This window comes from Vallitalea guaymasensis, assembly GCF_018141425.1.
Classification (GTDB): domain Bacteria; phylum Bacillota; class Clostridia; order Lachnospirales; family Vallitaleaceae; genus Vallitalea; species Vallitalea guaymasensis.
In genome coordinates this window covers 1,775,400-1,794,839 of the sequence record NZ_CP058561.1, presented here as the reverse complement: position 1 = coordinate 1,794,839, position 19,440 = coordinate 1,775,400, and the positions used below count along the sequence as shown (strand labels likewise).

General features: G+C 31.4%; 18 protein-coding genes. 14 read left to right on the top strand and 4 right to left on the bottom strand.

Annotated elements, in window-relative coordinates:
- Window positions 1–10: 10 nt before the first annotated feature.
- Complete coding sequence (locus HYG85_RS08040; protein ID WP_212693056.1) at window positions 11–1,192, top strand: patatin-like phospholipase family protein; 1,182 nt, start codon at window positions 11–13, stop codon at window positions 1,190–1,192.
- Here the strand turns inward: HYG85_RS08040 and HYG85_RS08035 are convergent.
- Window positions 1,187–3,010 carry a sensor domain-containing diguanylate cyclase/phosphohydrolase gene (locus tag HYG85_RS08035; RefSeq protein ID WP_212693055.1) on the bottom strand — a complete coding sequence of 608 codons (1,824 nt, stop codon included), beginning with the start codon at window positions 3,008–3,010 and terminating at the stop codon, window positions 1,187–1,189. The genes HYG85_RS08040 and HYG85_RS08035 overlap by 6 nt on opposite strands.
- Before the next feature lie 303 nt (window positions 3,011–3,313).
- On the opposite strand from HYG85_RS08035, the gene HYG85_RS08030 reads away from it, so the two are divergent.
- A complete protein-coding gene (locus tag HYG85_RS08030; RefSeq protein WP_212693054.1) occupies window positions 3,314–5,431 on the top strand; it encodes an RNA degradosome polyphosphate kinase in 2,118 nt (705 codons plus the stop codon).
- 274 nt (window positions 5,432–5,705) lie between these two features.
- Here the strand turns inward: HYG85_RS08030 and HYG85_RS08025 are convergent, their stop codons facing one another.
- Complete coding sequence (locus HYG85_RS08025) at window positions 5,706–7,271, bottom strand: putative ABC exporter domain-containing protein (protein ID WP_212693053.1); 1,566 nt, start codon at window positions 7,269–7,271, stop codon at window positions 5,706–5,708.
- A gap of 2 nt (window positions 7,272–7,273) precedes the next feature.
- On the bottom strand, window positions 7,274–7,969 hold the full coding sequence (locus tag HYG85_RS08020) for an ABC transporter ATP-binding protein (RefSeq protein WP_212693052.1): 696 nt from the start codon (window positions 7,967–7,969) through the stop codon (window positions 7,274–7,276).
- Between the two features lie 338 nt (window positions 7,970–8,307).
- On the opposite strand from HYG85_RS08020, the gene HYG85_RS08015 reads away from it, so the two are divergent.
- Complete coding sequence (locus HYG85_RS08015) at window positions 8,308–9,684, top strand: MATE family efflux transporter (RefSeq protein ID WP_212693051.1); 1,377 nt, start codon at window positions 8,308–8,310, stop codon at window positions 9,682–9,684.
- A gap of 14 nt (window positions 9,685–9,698) precedes the next feature.
- Window positions 9,699–10,298, top strand: a complete 600-nt coding sequence (locus HYG85_RS08010) for a TetR/AcrR family transcriptional regulator (RefSeq protein ID WP_212693050.1) — start codon at window positions 9,699–9,701, stop codon at window positions 10,296–10,298.
- A 191-nt stretch (window positions 10,299–10,489) separates the two neighbouring features.
- Here HYG85_RS08010 and HYG85_RS08005 read toward each other — a convergent pair whose 3' ends face one another.
- Entirely contained in the window at window positions 10,490–11,335 is an 846-nt protein-coding gene (locus tag HYG85_RS08005; RefSeq protein WP_212693049.1) for a hypothetical protein, read from the bottom strand.
- Window positions 11,336–11,758: 423 nt separating this feature from the next.
- Here HYG85_RS08005 and HYG85_RS08000 point away from each other — a divergent pair, with 423 nt between their 5' ends.
- The 10 genes from HYG85_RS08000 to HYG85_RS07955 all read left to right on the top strand — a co-directional run bounded on the left by HYG85_RS08000 (window position 11,759) and on the right by HYG85_RS07955 (window position 19,287).
- Entirely contained in the window at window positions 11,759–11,941 is a 183-nt protein-coding gene (locus tag HYG85_RS08000; RefSeq protein ID WP_212693048.1) for a ribbon-helix-helix protein, CopG family, read from the top strand.
- A gap of 137 nt (window positions 11,942–12,078) precedes the next feature.
- Window positions 12,079–12,360, top strand: a complete 282-nt coding sequence (locus HYG85_RS07995) for a DUF6809 family protein (protein WP_212693047.1) — start codon at window positions 12,079–12,081, stop codon at window positions 12,358–12,360.
- Between the two features lie 234 nt (window positions 12,361–12,594).
- Window positions 12,595–13,530: an ornithine carbamoyltransferase gene (gene argF, locus HYG85_RS07990; protein WP_212693046.1), complete on the top strand. Its 936-nt coding sequence runs from the start codon at window positions 12,595–12,597 to the stop codon at window positions 13,528–13,530.
- A gap of 452 nt (window positions 13,531–13,982) precedes the next feature.
- On the top strand, window positions 13,983–14,963 hold the full coding sequence (locus HYG85_RS07985) for a biotin--[acetyl-CoA-carboxylase] ligase (RefSeq protein WP_212693045.1): 981 nt from the start codon (window positions 13,983–13,985) through the stop codon (window positions 14,961–14,963).
- Window positions 14,964–14,991: 28 nt separating this feature from the next.
- Window positions 14,992–15,318, top strand: a complete 327-nt coding sequence (locus tag HYG85_RS07980) for a DUF6145 family protein (RefSeq protein ID WP_113672428.1) — start codon at window positions 14,992–14,994, stop codon at window positions 15,316–15,318.
- A gap of 32 nt (window positions 15,319–15,350) precedes the next feature.
- Window positions 15,351–15,656 carry a Dabb family protein gene (locus HYG85_RS07975; RefSeq protein WP_212693044.1) on the top strand — a complete coding sequence of 102 codons (306 nt, stop codon included), beginning with the start codon at window positions 15,351–15,353 and terminating at the stop codon, window positions 15,654–15,656.
- A 185-nt stretch (window positions 15,657–15,841) separates the two neighbouring features.
- Window positions 15,842–16,429 (top strand): ECF transporter S component, encoded by a 588-nt coding sequence (locus HYG85_RS07970; protein ID WP_212693043.1) that lies wholly within the window; start codon window positions 15,842–15,844, stop codon window positions 16,427–16,429.
- 91 nt (window positions 16,430–16,520) lie between these two features.
- The gene (locus HYG85_RS07965; RefSeq protein ID WP_212693042.1) at window positions 16,521–17,291 is read left to right on the top strand and encodes a type III pantothenate kinase; all 771 of its coding nucleotides are present in this window, start codon (window positions 16,521–16,523) and stop codon (window positions 17,289–17,291) included.
- A gap of 8 nt (window positions 17,292–17,299) precedes the next feature.
- Complete coding sequence (gene dusB / locus HYG85_RS07960) at window positions 17,300–18,271, top strand: tRNA dihydrouridine synthase DusB (RefSeq protein WP_212693041.1); 972 nt, start codon at window positions 17,300–17,302, stop codon at window positions 18,269–18,271.
- Window positions 18,272–18,342: 71 nt separating this feature from the next.
- On the top strand, window positions 18,343–19,287 hold the full coding sequence (locus tag HYG85_RS07955; RefSeq protein ID WP_212693040.1) for a hypothetical protein: 945 nt from the start codon (window positions 18,343–18,345) through the stop codon (window positions 19,285–19,287).
- Window positions 19,288–19,440 lie beyond the last annotated feature (153 nt).

Below are 19,440 nucleotides of genomic sequence, written 5' to 3'. Positions count from 1 at the left end.
GGTGAATATTATGGACCTAAGAATAGACATGAGTAAAGAATACGGAGTCGTACTTGAAGGTGGAGGAGCCAAAGGTGCTTATCAGATTGGTGTCTTAAGAGCTCTCAAAGAATTAGATGTCAATATAAAAGCGGTTGTAGGTACATCTGTAGGAGCTCTCAATGGTGTGTTAGTGGCACAAGATAACCTGGACAAAGCAGTTGAGCTTTGGCAGAATATCAGATACTCTCAAGTTATAAATGTTGAAGATGATATTCTGGAAAGAATAACAAAACTAGATTTCAAGGACTTGGATTTCAAGAAAATATTTAATAAAATCATCCAAGTAATAATGGATAGGGGAGTTGATGTAACTCCTTTGAAAAAAATGATTGCAGAAGTGGTTGACGAAGAAAAAGTCAGGAATTCAGATATAGAATTTGGTTTAGTCACCATTTCTTTATCAGATAGAAAACCACTGGAATTATTTATAGAAGATATTGAAGAAGGAAGATTAAACGATTTTCTGTTAGCAAGTTCATACTTACCTGTATTCAAAAATGAAAAACTCCATGGTACAAGATATCTTGACGGAGGTTTCTATAATAATTCGCCAATGAGTATGCTGGTGGATAAAGGATACAAAAATCTCATCGTCATCAAGATAAAAGGAATAGGATTTGATAAAAAATCAAACATGGAAGATATTAATGTCTTTGAGATAGCTCCGTCCGAGAATCTAGGGGGGATATTGGAATTTGATACCAACAAAGCGAATTATAATCTTAATCTTGGTTATTATGACGCTATAAGAAGGGTTAAAGGATTAAGAGGAAGGCATTACTATATAGATACGGACAAAGAAGAAGAATACTTCATAAGCACGCTTATACAAATGGACAATGAGAATAAAGCTAAGTATTGCAAAGTTAATAATCTAAAGAACAAATCAGTAAACCGTGCAATTCTAGAAGATGTAATACCTAGATTAGCCAAGAAATTAGGTATTAGGGAAAAATGGGATTACTGTGATTTTATCATAGAATTACTTGAGTATTTTGGTAAAAAATTAAAGGTTGAAAGATTCAGGATATATACTTTTGAACAGTTCTTCACATTGATAAAGAACAGACTGAGAAGAACAAGATTAGAGATAGAAGAGGATGAAAGAATGTTTAAAAACTTATTAGAGGAGTTAGCTCTAATATCATGAGTCTAACTCCTCTTCAATGATTTCAATGAATTTATCAACTATAAAAGGATCGAATTGTTTTCCTGCACATCGTTTTAATTCTTCTACAGCAGCTTTTCTGGAGATTGCATCTTTATAAGGCTTATTGGTAATCATGGCTGTGTAACTTTCAACGATGGAGAATATACGGCATTCCAAAGGTATGCTGTTGCCCTTGATATTAAGGGGATATCCCTCACCATTCCACCACTCATGATGCTTTAATATTAAATCAGCGATATGAAAAAGGTTAGGTATTGATAATGATATCTTATATCCCACTTCGCTATGTCTTTTGATGATATTCAATTCCTCTGCTGTCAAAGGTTCTGTTTTATATAAAATATTGTTAGGTATACTCACTTGACCTAGGTCATGGAAGTTAACAAATAATTTGAGATTGTCAAGGTTATGTTCTGGATAATTTACGGCTTTGGCAAGTTTTACAACGTTATCCAGTAGGAACTGCTTGGTATCTTCATTCTTATATTCCTTGCTGGATAAAGATTTTATTAGTCCTTGGACAATATTATTTCTGTTTTTTATCCCCTGTAACAATTTTTCATGATACATATTATTGTCAGCTGCAATAAATATGGTTTCCATATCTGTATCAACTGTTTCCCTTAGACTATAACCAATTGAAAAACTAAGAGGTAATTTAGGATTGGACAAGTTATAGCTCTCTAATCGTTCAAGCAAAGTTGTTTTGTATTTTTCAAGCAAGGATTTACTGCAATTAGGAAAGAATATAGCAAATTCATCTCCTCCAATTCTACAGGCTTCTTCATAGCTGCTAAGAGGGGATTGAATTATATTTGCCGACTCTTTTATTATAGTATCACCGAATGAATGACCAAGGGTATCATTAACTAGTTTTAGACTGTTGAGGTCACATATAACCAAACCCATGGGTAAGAACGCAGGATCATTGTAATATTCTAATTTATTCTCAAAATAAGCTCTATTGAATAGACCTGTCAAAGGGTCATAAATGTTAAGATACTCCAGTTTATTTTCTATGGATATTTTTTCGGATATATCTCTGGCAAGGCACATCACATGGTCGTCAATATCTGGATAGAGTCTAATGATGAAATAATAATTGTTCTCATTAATAAGGATATTTGTTTTAAAAGAACTAGGATTCTTAGTTTGTAAAACTTTATCTGAAGTGGCTTTTATTTGTTTAGCAGTATCAATAGGAAATACTTCAAATATATTTTGATTGATTACTTTATGAGGATCGATATTGATTTCTTTGGTCAATCCACAATTAAAGTATGTAACATCACCTTTTTTATTAAGCCTTATTAATACATCGGGAGTATTATTGACAAGTATATCGTATTTGAGTTTTGAAACTTCTAATTCTTGTTGGAGATTTTTGACATGGGTTATATTTTTGAGAGTTATCATTAAGTAATTATTATCAGAAAGAGTTTTTAGTTTTACATTATATGTAGAGATTTTGTTATTAGAATATGTAAAATGATAATCACAATCATCAATTTTCTTGATAGAAGTTATGTTCTTATGTTGAAACAGCAATGACACATCTTTGATATTATAATCTTCCTTATGCAAGTTGAGTGCCCGCATAGCTTCCTTATTCATGAACAGCAGATAATTTGAGCTATTTACAATTAGAACTCCGTAATCTATTTGCTGAATCGTTTCTACTAACAGAGGATTATCAAAAAAACTGTCCTCAGATTTCTTATAGGGTTTTTCCCTATTCAATTTTTGGGTGTGAGATAATATAAAAGATATAAATTCATTTATATTTGCGGTATTCATAATAAAGTCCCCTTAAGATATATATTATAGATAAAATATTTTTTAACCCATAAAAAATATTATAAATTCATTATATCATATAATAAAGAAAAATAAATATAAATTACAGAACTTACAAAGGAAAATAATATGGTATAATGAATAACAAATAATATCCAATAACAATAAAATATAATAGATAAGTTCAATCTATATAGATATTTAATTAATCAATTGGAGATAATATCTGTATTGATGTATAAATATTTATTTCGTGAGAAGGTATAATTATTAAATATATATTTTGAAAGGGATGTAAGTAGTATGGTAGAAAATACATTTGATAATCCTTTATATTTTGAAAATAGAGAACTAAGTTGGTTGGAATTCAACCAAAGAGTACTGGATGAGGCTAAAAACTCAGATAATCCACTATTTGAGAGGTTAAAGTTCATGTCTATAGTCAGTTCTAATCTAGATGAGTTCATAATGGTTAGATTGGCTTCTTTGAAGGAGCAATTGAATGTGGGAATCAATAAACCTGATATAGCTGGGCTTACACAAAAACAACAGATCAAAAAGATTTCTTTAAGGACACATAAATTGGTTGATGAGCAATACAGTCATTATAAAAGATCTATTGTTCCTCTATTGAAAACAAAAGGTATAAATCTTATACATACAAAAGATTTAAACGAAAAACAGAAGAACTATCTTGAAGAATATTTCACAGAGGTTATATATCCAGTACTTACACCCCTGGCAGTTGATTCCAGCAGACCGTTTCCATTGATTCTTAATAAGAGTTTAAATTTGGCTATTTTAATAAAAAGAAATGCAGAAGAGGTATTTGCTACTGTTCAGGTACCGGCTGTGTTGTCAAGATTCATAGAAATACCTAATAATGGTAATAAGCATACTGATTTCATTCTATTAGAAGATGTAATGAAATTATTTATGCAGCGATTGTTTGTAGGGTTTAAGGTAATATGCACTTATCCCTATAGAATAACAAGAAATGCTGACTTGACTATAGACGAAGAGGATACACAAGATTTATTGATAGAAATCGAAAAATCAGTAAAGAAAAGAAAATGGGGAGAAGCCATAAGATTAGAAGTAGCTTATGACATGGATGAAAGACTGGTCAATATCTTGAAGGAATCCCTATCAATCAATAATAAGGATATATATTATATTAATGGTCCATTAGACCTGACATTCTTAATGAAATTATATGATTTGAAAGGATTCGACCATCTAAAATATGATAGGTATAATCCAAGTACTCCTTTGGATTTATTGGGAGAAGAAGATATATTTCAGGTCATAAGAAAAAGAGATGTATTTCTACATCACCCCTATGAATCTTTTACACCAGTAGTTTCGTTGGTTAAAAGAGCTGCTAGAGATGATAAGGTATTGGCGATAAAACAAACTCTTTATAGAGTAAGTGGAGAGTCTCCAATAATTAAAGCATTAGCTGAAGCGGCAGAATCTGGTAAGCAGGTAACTGTATTGGTTGAGTTGAAAGCTAGGTTTGATGAAGAGAATAATATTCAATGGGCGAGAAGATTAGAAAAATCAGGATGCCATGTTATATATGGATTGGTTGGTTTGAAGACTCATTGTAAGATTACTCTTATTGTAAGGATGGAAGAGGATGGAATAAGAAGATATGTACATCTTGGTACAGGTAATTACAATGATATCACTGCTAAGTTATATACAGACATGGGAATACTGACCTGTAATGAAAAGATAGGTGCGGATACTTCTGCTGTTTTTAATACACTTTCTGGATATTCTGAACCTCCAAAGCTTAATAAATTGACTATGGCACCTATTGGGCTTAGGAAAAAATTTATGATGCTTATTGAAAGGGAAGAGAGTAATGCTATATTAGGTAAAAAGGCTAAGATTATAGTTAAGATGAATTCTATATGTGACCCAGGTATCATGAAAGCTCTATACAAAGCTTCTTCTGCTGGAGTAGAGATTGAATTGATAGTCAGGGGGATTTGTGGAATTATTCCTTGTATAGAGGGTGTTAGTGATAATATTACTGTTAGAAGTATAGTTGGTAGATATTTGGAGCATAGCAGAATATTTTATTTTTATAATGATAAGGACGAAGAAATTTATTTATCCAGTGCGGATTGGATGCCTAGGAATCTTAATAGAAGAGTGGAATTGATGTTTCCTATAGAGGATCAGAGGATCAAGCAGAGGATTATTGATATTCTTAAGATTATGTTGAAGGATAATGTTAAGGCTAAGACCAAGAATAGAGAGGGAGAATATCTTAAGATTAATAAGAAGGGTAAGAAGGTTATTAATTCACAGGAGTATTTTTCAAGGTTTGCGCAGAATATTATGAAAGAGTATACTGTGGAGAAGGAGCATGATATATTTATTCCTATAAAGAAGAATCATAAATAAATTTAAAGAAATAAGTGTTGTAGTTGTTGGACAACGGTAATAAGAGAAGAACATATATATTGATAATCACTCCCGTTACATTTGTTGCTTTATCTGGTTGGAAGGAAGGGCAACAAGCTGTAAAAGTCGTTTTTATCAATATATATGTTTCTTTCGTCTTTTGGCGCTCTTGGGTTATCTAATGTAGCTATTTGCGTTGGGTTCAATATATGACCGTTGTCTATAACTCACTTAATACTTTGCAGACAGTAAAAAAGGACTTATACGTCCTTTTTTAGAGTTCGGAGATTTCAAATATTTTTCTGCCTGATAGGAGAAGAAGGAAGGATAAAGTTATGTTGTAGGCTATCATTATTAGGTAATTGAAGTATGTTGCATATGGGCTTCCTTTTAGGACTATGAATTCAATGATAGACCCTCCTGCTATACCTGGTACAATGAAGACTAGGACTATTAGTATTTTCATAATTAATCTAAATACTTTACTATGTGCTGAGCCAAATAGTCTTCGGGCTAGGACGTCATTATAAACGAATAATGCACCGAATGTAGTGTAGGTTATGGCACTTAGTAATATAGTTATTATGTCGGCTTTGAACATGAATCCTGATATTGCGAATAATATTAGTCCGTCTACAAAGTTTTTAAGATGGTTGGCTAGTGTTCCAAAGAATATTTTTTCTATTGAACCTGCGGGTATTAAATATATATAGTGCATTTTCATTTCTTCCATCCATTTACCTTGCATAGAGTAGATTAATAGCATATATACGCTGAAGTATAGGACGGTCCTTAAGCTTGAATGTTCCATAAAAAACTTGGAGGCGATACCAAAAGCAACTATTCCTAGGGTTTCTTTGCTGATAAAGAAGAAACCACTTTTTCTATATTCCATCATATGTTTGTAAAAGATTGCTTTTGCTCCTCCAGAACCAAAGTTACCTTTTACTTTTTTTACTTTGTCGGTTTTGATTTCTCTGACTGATTTACCTGATCTCTTAGCTGCTAGTTGTTTTTCTTTTCTTAGAGTGGCGCCAAGAACATCTTCGTAATAATCTGTATTAAGATTATATAGCAATAGCATTAGTATCACTATGGTTATTACTATGAAGATAAGGTTCATATAGAAGGTACCATCTAGTTCTTTCGTTGAATAGGATAATACTATTTTGAACCAACCTACTACAGGGATTGAGTTGAAGACCTTACTTTCAAACACATTATTAGCAGCAGTCAACAAGTCTTTTACATTGACTAAAGTTATCGTAAACCATGAGATGAAAGCAATATAAATACCGTTGATTATTCGTTTGGCTAATACTCTATAGCTGCCTTTTTTGGAAGTGATGGAATAGAGTATCAGTGATATCAATGACATACAAAAGAATAAAACTGCAACAGATACAATTAATACGATGATACCTACATTGGATATTGGATAATGATTTTTCAAGTTAGGTATTTGGAATACCAAGAAAAATATTATCAATAGGGTTGTAAACATTTCCTTTATAAATCCGTATATCAAGACTTTTTTTCTGGAAATTGGAGCAGTAAATACGAAATTCACATCTGATTGCCTGAAAAAGCTATTTCCTTTTTCTATACCTTGGTTAAGTTGAAAATATGTTATTATCAGAACACTTCCAGCAGCAATCAGTTCAAAGGAGATTTTTGGGATTGTTGAAGTATTCTCTGCAGGCATTATAAAGCTAATAACAAAAAATCCTCCTATAACGAGTATCAGAAATATATAAAATATCAAGTATGAAGGCTTTCTTACTATTTCTTTTACTCTATTTACAAAACTTCTTTTCATGATATAAAATAATGGTTTCATAATTATGCCTCCGTAACATCAAAGAATATTTCTTCAAGAGTTTCATTATTAGCAGCTATCTCTTTTCGTGTTCTTGATAGAACGATTTGTCCATTTTTCATGATTAATGCCTTGTCCCATACTTCTTCCACACTATCAATGATATGTGTACTGATTAATACACTTCGATTCATTTTTTTAAGTTTTAAGAAAGTTTCTTTTAATTCTTTTATGGCTTTTGGGTCGAGACCAATCATAGGTTCGTCGAACAGGATGACTTTGGGGTCTAATAGTAGGGAACAGCAGATACTAACTTTTTGTTTCATTCCTTTTGATAAACTAGCACCTAATTTATCTTTTTTATCCCATAAATCAAAAGTCATTAGTAGTTCTTTTGCCTTTTCTTCGTAATCTTTCAATTTGTATGCTGTAGCAATAAATTTGATGTGCTCATATATGGTCAACATGTCATATACAGCAGGGGCTTCTGGTACATATCCAAAAACTCTTTTTGCTTCTACAGTTTTATTATTCATGTTATTGATTGTTATATCTCCTTTATATCTGAGAAGACCTGCAATAGATTTGATAGTCGTACTTTTACCAGCACCATTAGGTCCTAATAATACTGCTATCTCACCATCATTTACACTAAAACTGATGTCATCTACAGCTTTAACTTTATCAAATTGTTTAGTTAAATTTTTTACCTCTAACATTATAATTCACCTCTTATATTTTTTCTTTATACTTTTGCCGACACCTATAAAAATTAAGGATAATATTAAAATTCTATCTCCAATTCATACATTTATTCAACTATTCAAAAGTAGTGATAGTTGAAATACCCTAAAAGCTTATTAATAAATAGCTAATTCTACAACTGTATATATGTAATATAAACAGAATACACACTTATTAAAGAAAAGTCAAGAGAAAAAATAAAAATTTTACTTGACTTTTAATGAACATGTTCATATAATAATATTATAAGTTAAATGAACAGGTTCATAATAAAATTTAACATACATTTTAGATTGAAAGGACAGATGAAATTATGGAGCAATTAGATGATAGAAGTAAATTGTTAGGGCAGGAGAAAGTATCAAAAGTAATTACAAAATTAGCTATACCAGCCATAATTGGTATGTTGGTAAATGCAGTATATAATTTTGTTGATACAATGTTTGTAAGTTGGATAGGAACCAATGCAATGTCAGCGGCTCAAGTAGGTTTTCCTGTATTTATGGTTTTAGTAGCATTTGGGCAATTGTTTGGTATTGGAGGTTCTTCATATACTTCACGATTATTAGGAGAAAATAATAAAAAAGAAGCAAGTAAAACTATTACGGTTGTTTATATAACAACCATAATAACAGGAGTTATTCTAGGGATATGTGGTCTAGTGTTCTTAGAGCCTTTGGTTAATATGTTCGGAGCCAATAGCGATAATATTAGTTATACTTTGGCTTACACATCAATTTTATTTATTGGTGCACCTTTTATTCTTGGAAATATGGCACTCAACAATCTATTAAGGGCAGAGGGTAGTGCGATAATTTCAATGTTTGGTCTTATGCTTGGAGCCATACTTAATATTATATTAGATCCAATATTTATATTTGCATTTGATATGGGTATTGCAGGTGCTGCTTTGGCAACAATAATTGCTCAAGCAATCACAACTGTATTTTTACTTAGCTATTATATAAGGAAGAAAAGTTTGATACCAATGAAGTTAAGTATGTTTAAACCCTCTAAAAAGATATATAATCAAATATTAACGATTGGTTTACCTACATTGATAAGACAGTTACTTGCTAGTTTTTCCATAGGTTTAATGAATAAAGCTGCAACTGGATATGGTACAGAAGCAGTAGCTGCTATAGGTATTGTGTCAAAAGTATTTATGCTAGGGTTCTATGCTTTACTAGGATATACACAAGGATTTTTACCTGTAGCTGGATATAATTATGGAGCTAAAAAGTATCAAAGGGTATTGGATTCAACGAAAGTAAGCACGAAAGTAAGTACAATATATTGTATAATTGTTTTTGCAGTATTCATGATTTTTGCTGAGCCTATTGTAATGATTTTTAGACCAGAAGCTGAAGTTGCTAGGATAGCTGTTAAAGGATTAAGGATTTGGTCCATTTCGTTACCACTATTAGGGTATTCAATGGTTATCAATATGTTATTCCAAGCTATTGGTAAAGCAAAAGAAGCAGCTATTTTATCTATTTCAAGGCAGGGAATCATGTTGATACCATTAATTCTCATATTACCTTCATTATTTAGTTTGAATGGAGTTTTACTTGCACAACCTGTGGCTGATGTACTAACCTTTATTTTAACAGGAATTCTTGGTATAATTGTTAATAAAGAAATATATCAATTACGAGATGGAAGCAATGGGCTGCCTAATGTAGCTTGAAGGGGATGGAATCAGTGCCAAAAATAATTAAAGATCTAAGAGAGAAAATAATTAAAACTGCAATTACAATTTTTAATGAGCAAGGGTTTGATGCTATAGATATAAGAAAAATAGCTAAGGAGTGTAATGTTGCAGTAGGAACGCTTTATAATTATTTTCCTAACAAGAAAGAAGTTGTGTATGAAGTTTTTAACGAACTCTGGTATGAGTCAATGAATAAATTGGAAGCGTTGATTGATTCATCTGAGGGGAATGAGGATTTATTTGTTGATTATATATTGAGTTTATATAAGGAAATGGAAAAGAAAAAAGGAATAGGATTGTATTTATTCAGGATGGAGATAATTGAATCCAAGGATGAAAAGGTGGAGGATGGTAATTTTCTAGCTCATTCCAAGTTTCATGAGAGGCATGCTAAGCAGATAGGAAAATTGTTGATAAAAAGCTATGGGCTTGGTGATGCTGGGGATAATAATAGGGAGTTGGATAACTTGATAAATACGGTGGCTACTTTGATTATAACTAATAAAGGTGCAGATGTTGAATATGTTATGTTTATCAGGGATATGGTTAGTAGTTATGTAAGGGATTATAGGGATAGGTTGTGTAAATAGGTTGAGTCACCTTGCTGTTCAGAGTAAAGGGGTTTAGCCGTTCATGGTACAATGGCAATAAGTTAAGAATTCACATAGAGTTTCTACATAGTTAGTTATGTAGAACTCTATTTTTTATACATTTTTTTAGATGATAGTTAAGAATACTTGACAATCAGCCAAAGTTTGTGGAAAAGCTTCTAAAATGTAAACTATATATTATTATCTTTAATATCAACAGATAAAAATTTATACTCACCATCTACTAACTTTATTACAAAAGTTACCTTATATGAAATAATTGGATTTTCCTGTATCTCATTAGTTAAGATACATTTACATGTTACTATTTCATCATCAACAAGAACTTCTTCAATTGTTATAGCGTAATGAAACGATCCTGTAAACGATTCATAAGTATATATTTGGCTGTTTTCATCATATTCTTTTATTTGTGAGTGGTCTATTTTTGTATTAAACTTGCTTAATATATATTCGTCAACAATTTCTGATGGTACAGTAAGTATCCATTTGTCTTTATTAAAATACTGATGAAGTTCTGACCTTACAGTCCAAAATAAACTATCAACTATATAAGTATCATCAACTACAGTTAGTCCCGCAAAATGTGAGGATTTTATCCTTTTTTCTGATATAAGCTTATCAACTAATTCGACAGGAATGATATAATTATCTGATTCTGAATCATAATAGTCCTCAAACAACTTCCAATATTCAAAAGGCTCTATTGGATATGTACCTGCACTCCTTATGTATTGAAAAGCTCTTTCATAGTCTATTAAATCATCCTGATTTAAAGACATATCAAAATCAAAAACAAGAAAATAACTTGTTACAATTTCTTTAAGAAGAGTATTATCTATTTCATGTATATTATCCTTTATTACAGGATATAAAGAATCTGATTCTTGTTCTGAATTGCTAGTTAAAAGATTATCTGCTTTTTTATTTTTATCAGCTTTATCTTGTATTTGAGTAAATTTCATACAACCCGAAAGGCATAAGATAATTAATAATGGTAAAAGCAATTTTTTCATAAATTAATCACTCCTATAAATAAACTTTTAAAATTTTAAAAAATAGGCTACTGTAGTTAGCCTCTAATATAGAATAACATAACAAGATAATTTTTCAATATATTTTAGAATTATTAGATATCTATGGTTATTAATAATGTAGAAAATTATAATATTTAGCAAAATTAATATTAAAACTTACCTATTGGTTATCAGTAAAATTAGTTTAATATATGTCAAAAAGCTTAAATTAATGATATTGTACTATGGCACACTTACTATCTTACTACTAAGTATAAGTTAAAATATCAGAAAGATACTAATTAATAGTCTGATGAGTTATTAACTTAACGCATCAATTCTAATATTTTTATGATAAATACTTGACTTTTTGTTGTAACAAATATACAATATTATTGTGCTAACAAAAAGTGAGGTGAAATAATGGCATCCAAGAAAATGGGTCGACCGCTTTCTGATAATCCTAAGAATATAAGACTACAGTTAAGAGTGGATAAAGAAACTATGGATATGCTTGATGAATGTGCCAAAGAGCTTAATAGTAACCGCTCTGATGTAGTTCGTAAGGGTATTAAGAAAGTTGCTGATGACCTCAAGGCAAAATAAAAGAAGCAGTGCCAAAACTCTAAAATGAACACTGCTTCTAACTTGCCTCCACAATAAACAGAGGTAAATATATTATACATCTGTTTGTTGTGGAATTCAATGTAATCTATGATATTTATAATATTAAGGAGGCATATATGGAATCAATAATAGAACAACTATTTAATGGAGAAATTGATTCGTATGAAAATTTCTGTCAAACAGATGAGTACATAAAAGCTACCTCAGAAGTTATTAAAGTAGAAGGTGAATTTCAAGATCTAATAAACCAAGAGCAAAGAGAAGTTTACGAAAGATTACTGGACATAAAATCTGAAAGTTCTGTAATTGAATCTAAAATTCATTTTGTTTATGGTTTCAAGATAGGATTCAAGTTAGCTTTTGAATTATATGGTGAAAATCAAAACAACCAAATATAAGTGGTAACTTACTATATTGCTATGAAAAAAAACTGCCAGTTTTGAAAGTAGATATAGCAAGGACTGATTTTAACGACTACATAGATGAATGTATGAAAGAGCCTGAATTCATTTTAGATAAGCTTAACCGACTGCAATAATGTAGTCGGTTTTTTAATACTTGACAAAATGGATTAATATTTATAGAATAATAATTAATAAATATGAATAAATATACATAAAGGAGAGATGGCTATGACAGTTAACCTAAAAGGAAAAAGCTTATTAACTTTGAAGGATTTTAACAAAGTTGAAATTGAATATTTATTAAATCTAGCAGGAGATTTGAAGCAAAAGAAGAGAATGGGTATTATTGGAGAAGGTTTAAAAGGGAAAAATATAGCTTTAATATTCGAAAAGCCTTCTACAAGAACAAGATGTGCTTTTACTGTAGCTTGTACAGATGAAGGAGGGCATCCTGAGTATCTAGGTAAGAACGATATACAATTAGGTTATAAAGAATCTGTTGAAGATACTGCAAGAGTGTTAGGAAGATTATTTGATGGAATAGAGTTCAGAGGTTTTTCACAAGAACATGTAGAAAAATTAGCCAAGTACAGCGGTGTTCCAGTATGGAATGGATTGACTGATGATTACCATCCAACTCAGATATTAGCCGATTTATTGACTATAAAAGAGAAATTTGGAAAGCTGGAAGGACTTAATTTTGTCTATGTAGGTGATGGACGTAACAATATGGCTAACAGTCTAATGATTGGATGCAGCAAGATGGGAATGAATTTCACATTAATCGCTCCTAAACAGTTATGGCCTGTAGACCAGTTAATAGATGAATGCAAAGCCTTTGCAAAAGAATCAGGAAGTATAATAAACATATCAGACGATACCGAGGAAGTAGCACAAGCAGATATAATATATACAGACGTATGGTGCTCAATGGGCGAAGAGACCAAAGCCGCCGAAAGAATCAAATTATTAAAACCATATCAAGTAAATAAAGAATTGCTAACTAAAACCAATAAAAACGACACAATATGCATGCATTGCCTACCAGCAGTAAAAGGCAACGAAATAACAGAAGAAGTATTCGAACAGTACTCACAAGTAATATTTGACGAAGCTGAAAATAGAATGCACACTATAAAAGCTGTGATGGTCGGAACAATATAGGTATTAATAAGACAGTGGTATATTCACTGTCTTTTTCTTAATGCTTTTACAATTGTAAATAAAATCTACAATAACCAATAGTTATACTAATCAGAAGAAAAAATGTTTTGTGATTATACATACGGAAATTTCAAAGCAAAATAGTATATGTATATGTGGAGTAGTGAGGCAGGACGCCGAACCCAGCATTTAATCTGACAGCCCTACTGGACTGTCAGGAATGATAATGGACTCGATGTCCATTATTATTCGTTGAGCTCAGGACGAGCAAGTTGCTGGCGTAACATATACATATACTATTTTGCAAAAGCCAAGTCCGAACAAAACATTTTTTCTGACTTACCTGCAATTTAATTCTAACATTAAACGAAACTTAAAAATTCATTACAATTGACACTATTTATTTCATTCTGATATAATACATAAAAAAGAATGTAAGTAGGGAATACACTATGAAAGAGAAAATAATACAATTACTGAATGAAGCTGATGACTACATTTCAGGTGAAGAAATAAGCAAACAACTAGGGGTCTCCAGAACGGCTATATGGAAAGTTATTAATCGTTTAAAAGAAGAAGGTTATGAAATCGAATCCGTTACGAGAAAAGGCTATAGACTTCTATCATCTCCTGATATATTGAACAGCGAAGAATTACATTATAATCTTAATACAGAAATTATCGGTAATAAAATAATTAATTTTGATAAACTGGACTCTACCAATCAACAAGCTAAAAAATTAGCCTTAGAAGGTGCAAGCAACGGAACGGTCGTTATTGCTGAAGAACAAACAGCAGGTAAGGGTAGAAGAGGTAAGATGTGGGTTTCTCCACCTGGTACAGGCATATGGATGTCTGCTATATTAAGACCTAGTGTGATGCCAGAGAATGCTTCAATGTTGACGTTGGTAGCAGGACTAGCAGTATGCAAGGCTGTAAGAGAGATAACCAACTTAGAAGCGTCAATCAAATGGCCTAATGACATTGTTGTGAACGGTAAAAAAATATGCGGATTACTAACAGAAATGAACTCGGAAATAGACTTTATCAATTTTGTGGTAGTAGGAATAGGAATAAATGTGAATATAGAAAAATTCCCACCAGAATTAGATAATATTGCAACTTCATTGATGATAGAAGGAAATCAATCCTATCAAAGAAAAAAACTTGTTAAAAGGACTCTAGAGATTTTTGAAGACTACTATAAAAAATACCTTGCAACAGAAGACTTAACTAAAATCATTGAGGAATATAATGAACATTGTATAAATATAGGCAGAAAAGTAAGAGTTACAGGAAGAAAACAGGATATAACTGGTAATGTGAAATGTGTCACCAATAAAGGTGAACTCATAGTAACAGACCAGCAAGGAGAAGATATAGTAGTAACTTCAGGAGAAGTTTCTGTAAGAGGAATATATGGATACGTATAGAATATGATAATGAAAGGATTTGATATATATGTTTGATGAAAGAGTAATATTATGTGTTTCCAATGCTTATAATAAAAAGTATTATTTGAACGAAGACTTTGAACAGCTTCCACAACAGATAAAGGATGAACTTAAAATCTTATCTGTTTTATATACAGAAGATGTTGGTGGAATTCTGACTATAGGATTTGAAGAAAGTGGTGACTTGTTCTTAGAAGTAGAAGCCAATGAGAATGATTTATTATTTGATGAAATCGGCAGTGGTCTTAAGATCAAGCAAATGCAAACTGACAAGCAGGAATTATGGGAATCCTTAGAAATGTTTTTCAGAGTATTTTATCTAGGAGAAGAATAAAATTAAATAATATAGAAGAGGAGAAAACAATTATGATCCGTCACGTGGTAATGTTCAAATATCAAGAAGAAGCAGAAGGCAATGATAAGAAATATAATCTAAACAAGACAAAAGAGTTGTTAGAAAAATTACAAGGTAAAGTAGAAGAAATAAAATATCTTCATGTAGGATTGAACGATGATGAAGCTGATAATAGTAATTATGATTTGGTTCTTACTGTAGATGTAGAATCAATATCAGACCTTAATGCATATCAGATCAATCCAGACCATGCTTTAGTAGGTAAGTTCATCAAAAAAGTTGCAATGGCTAGAGCTTGTGTTGATTATAGAGTATAGATTGATGAATTTTTGTGGATTAATATAGTTGTTATTTGATGAAATTATGTTATAATATGACTGGTATTTTTCATTAGACTATACATCAAACTAAGTGTAATTATCAAGTTATAGATAGACTATGAGAAAACTAAATATAAAGAATGTCTTGTATCCTTAGGGAATGAGAACAGGAGGTTGGAACAATGAAAAAAAGAGTAAGTACTAGGAAACTTGTATTAGCTTCGGTAATGGTGGCTATAACTATTATTCTAGCATATACACCACTTGGATTGATTCCTTTACCACCAATTAACCCAACGATATTACATATACCTACAATAATAATAGCTATTGTTGAAGGACCTATCATGGGTGTTGTAGTCGGTTTGGGATTCGGTGTAGCGACTTTGATTAAAGCATTTACTATGCCAGCATCACCATTAGACCCATTATTCATGAATCCACTTATTTCAGTATTGCCAAGAATATTGATAGGGATTACAACTTATTATTCATATGCATTGATTAAACACCTGCTAGGTAAAACTAAAAAATCAGAATCAATAGCTGTTGGTTTTGGTGCTGTAATTGGTAGTTTTACTAACACTATAGGTGTACTTGGTATGATATTCATAGTATACTCTGACTTTATAAAAGACAAATTGGGCGTAGAGGCAAAAACGTTAATATACTCTGTTGCTACTACAAGCGGTGTAGGAGAAGCTGTTCTAGCCGCCGCAGTATCCATAGGAGTAGTTTATTCCCTCAAAAAGGCTTTTTATAGAAAATAAATATTCTAATAGTGGTGATAGCCTATCTAAGGTGATTACCACTATTATTTAATCAAAAAAATAGTAATAGATTATTAAAGGAAGTGATTGAATGTTATTAGTTATAGATATTGGCAATACTAACATAGTGTTAGGAGCTTATGAAGAAGATAAACTAGTGGCAAATTGGAGAATGACAACAAAAACACCTAGAACATCAGATGAATATGGGCTATTCATGTATAATTTATTTTTACATAAGGGAATAGATGTGAATGAAGTAAAAGATGTAATCATTGCTTCTGTAGTTCCTAATATCATGTATTCACTGGTTAATGGTATAATAAAATATTTTAAAACTACTCCTATAATAGTTGGACCTGGGGTAAAAACAGGTATCAATATAAGAACAGACAATCCAAAAGAAGTTGGAGCAGATAGAATTGTCAATATAGTAAGTGCTTATTATACTTATGGAGGACCTGCCATAGTTATTGATTTTGGAACTGCAACTACTTACGATATAGTTACGGAAGATGGAATATTCAATGCAGCCATAACATCACCAGGGCTTAAGATAAGCGCTAATGCTCTATGGCAAAAGGCAGCTAAACTACCAGAAATAGAGATCAAGAAACCTAAGACTATCCTTGCAAAGAATACCATCACTAGTATGCAGGCAGGATTGGTTTATGGTTATATAGGACAAGTTGAATATATTGTCAAGAAGGTAAAAGAAGAGATGAACTTACCTGATATGAAAGTAGTTGCAACAGGCGGACTTGCCAAAGTCATCTACAAAGAAACAAATGCTATAGACGTATATGACCCAATGTTAACATTGAAGGGACTTAAAATAATACACGATAAAAATAAAAACTGAGTGATGCTATGAAAATGAAAATTGGAAATATAGAGCTTGAGAACAATGTAATATTAGCACCTATGGCAGGTGTAACCGACTTACCATACAGACTATTATGCAAAGAACAAGGATGCGGATTGGTATACACAGAAATGGTAAGCGCAAAAGCTATATACTATAATAATAAGAATACAAAACTATTAATGCAGATAGATGAAAGAGAGCGACCAGTAGCAGTACAGCTTTTTGGATCAGAACCAGACCTTATGGCTGAAATGGCAAAAAGAATTACTGAAGAAAATCCTCTTATAGACATAATTGATATTAATATGGGATGTCCAGTGCCAAAAATAGTTAATAATAATGAAGGTTCAGCGCTCATGAAAAATCCTAAGTTAATTGGAGAAATAGTGAAGAAGGTTTCTACAGCCATAGATAAACCATTGACAATCAAGATTAGAAAAGGTTTTGATGAAAGTAATATCAATGCTGTTGAAGTAGCTAAGATAGCTGAAGAAAACGGAGCTGCTGCTATTGGAGTACATGGAAGAACCAGAGAACAATATTATAGTGGAAAAGCTGATTGGGATATAATAAGACAAGTTAAAGATGCAGTAACAATACCGGTATTAGGCAATGGAGATGTTTTTGCACCAGAAGATGCTAAGAGGTTATTAGAAGAAACTGGTTGTGACGGTATACTTATTGGAAGAGGAGCACAAGGTAACCCTTGGATATTCAGTAGGATAATCCATTACCTAGAAACCGGAGAGGTACTACCTAATCCTACGTTAGATGAAATTATAGATACCATCAACAGGCACTTAGAAATGCTGTCAGAATATAAAGGCAGCTACACAGCTGTTAGGGAAATGAGAAAGCATATTTCCTGGTATACAAAAGGATTACCTGGTTCTGCCCATATAAGAAGAGAAATCAATAGTACCCAATCTATGGAGGAACTAAAAGAAAAAATAGAAGAAATTAAATTTATCTGATTGAAAAAAACATGTATAAAAACCCCATTATGTTAATAAGTTATACTAAAACATAATTTGAAGTGAGTTATATGTATAAAAAATATGCAATCATAAGTTGTAACAAAGAAACTGGAGACATTAATTTTCGTAACCCATTCATTAGATTCTTTCCCAAGAAAATGGTAAGGAATTATATAATAAAAAAGTTGCCACTTAATATAACAGAAATTGATTATTTGGGTAATTTGGGACTAGACATAAAATTACCTATTACAGAAGAGGAATTGATTGAAGAAGAGTACACAAAAGCAATCATTGATGAATTCAACAGAAGGCATTTAATCTATAATATCAATACCTTAGTCATATCAAAAGAGCTTAAGGACTATAGAGATTACTTTGAATCAATTGTAGGTAGTGAAAAAGCTGTTCAGTTTTTGTACATTGATAAAGTAATAAAAAAAATAATAAATTTGAGTAATAAAGAATTAAAAGATATGAATTTTGTTATAATAGATGGAGATAATAGTAAAACAAGATTTATTATTGATAATATATATCAAGGTATCAATTCATTGACTATAGTAACTTCAAAGCCAGAGATATTTGAAGAAAGAGTTGATGAAATATATGATGAAACAGGTCTAGCTGTTGGGATAACCAATTATAATGTGAATCAAGAAATATCAAGTGATATAGTTATTAATTGCAATGGTGACAAGAATAAGATATTCTACTCCTTTGATGAAGGTTCATATATCATTGATTTTGTATCAGATGATGACAAGGTCAAAGATATATTAATAAAAAGAAATGATATCAATGTAATAACAGGTGTTGATATATATGTTGATGATCATTTGATGAGCAAGGAATTGCTGCATGGTATTTTACTTAACCAGAACAGATTGTTAAGAAGCATGTTCTTGTATGGCTATAAAACAAATATGTTTGAAAGACTGGATAAGATCAAGAGCAAATATCATGTGAGAATTGGCAATATATATCAGAGGGGGGAAGAATTGCAGTCTTAGGCTTATCAGAACTATTTTTATATGTCAAGCATTTTTGAAAATGTCCCGAAATTTTCAAAATATAAGCACCGATTTTTAGGTGCTTTAATAACTTCCGCATTTATTCCACGGTTCTATTTACAACGAGCCTCTAATGGCATGTTTTGATGCATC

Coding starts and splice junctions, on each gene's coding strand:
- HYG85_RS08040 (WP_212693056.1), top strand. CDS start 11: ATGGACCTAAGAATAGACATGAGTAAAGAATACGGAGTCGTACTTGAA.
- HYG85_RS08035 (WP_212693055.1), bottom strand. CDS start 3,010: ATGAATACCGCAAATATAAATGAATTTATATCTTTTATATTATCTCAC.
- HYG85_RS08030 (WP_212693054.1), top strand. CDS start 3,314: ATGGTAGAAAATACATTTGATAATCCTTTATATTTTGAAAATAGAGAA.
- HYG85_RS08025 (WP_212693053.1), bottom strand. CDS start 7,271: ATGAAACCATTATTTTATATCATGAAAAGAAGTTTTGTAAATAGAGTA.
- HYG85_RS08020 (WP_212693052.1), bottom strand. CDS start 7,969: ATGTTAGAGGTAAAAAATTTAACTAAACAATTTGATAAAGTTAAAGCT.
- HYG85_RS08015 (WP_212693051.1), top strand. CDS start 8,308: ATGGAGCAATTAGATGATAGAAGTAAATTGTTAGGGCAGGAGAAAGTA.
- HYG85_RS08005 (WP_212693049.1), bottom strand. CDS start 11,335: ATGAAAAAATTGCTTTTACCATTATTAATTATCTTATGCCTTTCGGGT.
- HYG85_RS08000 (WP_212693048.1), top strand. CDS start 11,759: ATGGCATCCAAGAAAATGGGTCGACCGCTTTCTGATAATCCTAAGAAT.
- HYG85_RS07995 (WP_212693047.1), top strand. CDS start 12,079: ATGGAATCAATAATAGAACAACTATTTAATGGAGAAATTGATTCGTAT.
- argF (WP_212693046.1), top strand. CDS start 12,595: ATGACAGTTAACCTAAAAGGAAAAAGCTTATTAACTTTGAAGGATTTT.
- HYG85_RS07985 (WP_212693045.1), top strand. CDS start 13,983: ATGAAAGAGAAAATAATACAATTACTGAATGAAGCTGATGACTACATT.
- HYG85_RS07980 (WP_113672428.1), top strand. CDS start 14,992: ATGTTTGATGAAAGAGTAATATTATGTGTTTCCAATGCTTATAATAAA.
- HYG85_RS07975 (WP_212693044.1), top strand. CDS start 15,351: ATGATCCGTCACGTGGTAATGTTCAAATATCAAGAAGAAGCAGAAGGC.
- HYG85_RS07970 (WP_212693043.1), top strand. CDS start 15,842: ATGAAAAAAAGAGTAAGTACTAGGAAACTTGTATTAGCTTCGGTAATG.
- HYG85_RS07965 (WP_212693042.1), top strand. CDS start 16,521: ATGTTATTAGTTATAGATATTGGCAATACTAACATAGTGTTAGGAGCT.
- dusB (WP_212693041.1), top strand. CDS start 17,300: ATGAAAATGAAAATTGGAAATATAGAGCTTGAGAACAATGTAATATTA.
- HYG85_RS07955 (WP_212693040.1), top strand. CDS start 18,343: ATGTATAAAAAATATGCAATCATAAGTTGTAACAAAGAAACTGGAGAC.